We start from the raw sequence: 327 nt of genomic DNA, 5'->3' as shown, positions 1-327 counted from the left end.
GTCACCTTCGACGACAACAAGCAGATGCAGCGCGCGGTCATCCTCGCCGCAGCGATCCAGGCCGACAAGGGCTACGAGCAGCAAAGGTTCGCGACCAAGACCGAACTCTAGTCGGTCGGCGGCAATGTGAAGTGGGACTTCACCGACAATCTGCGGCTGACACTCGACGCCAACCACGCCCAGTCGACGACCAATCCGGACAATTCGAACGGAACCTCGGCGACGACGATCTCGATCGGCGCCCCGGTACGCTCCGCGCACAAGGTCGACTTCACCACCGGCTTCCCGCCGCAGTCCGAGACGATCAACGATTGCCGTGCGACCACC

1 protein-coding gene is annotated in these 327 nt (G+C 63.0%); it reads left to right on the top strand.

The genetic code is table 11. The features are described 5' to 3' along the window. Positions 1 to 126: 126 nt before the first annotated feature. On the top strand, positions 127 to 327 hold a 201-nt coding region (locus tag AC0CH3_RS17760), incomplete at its 3' end, for a hypothetical protein (protein ID WP_465238120.1).

It is taken from the genome of Sphingomonas sp. AC449 (assembly GCF_979253475.1).
This window is presented reverse-complemented; position numbering and strand designations above follow the sequence as displayed.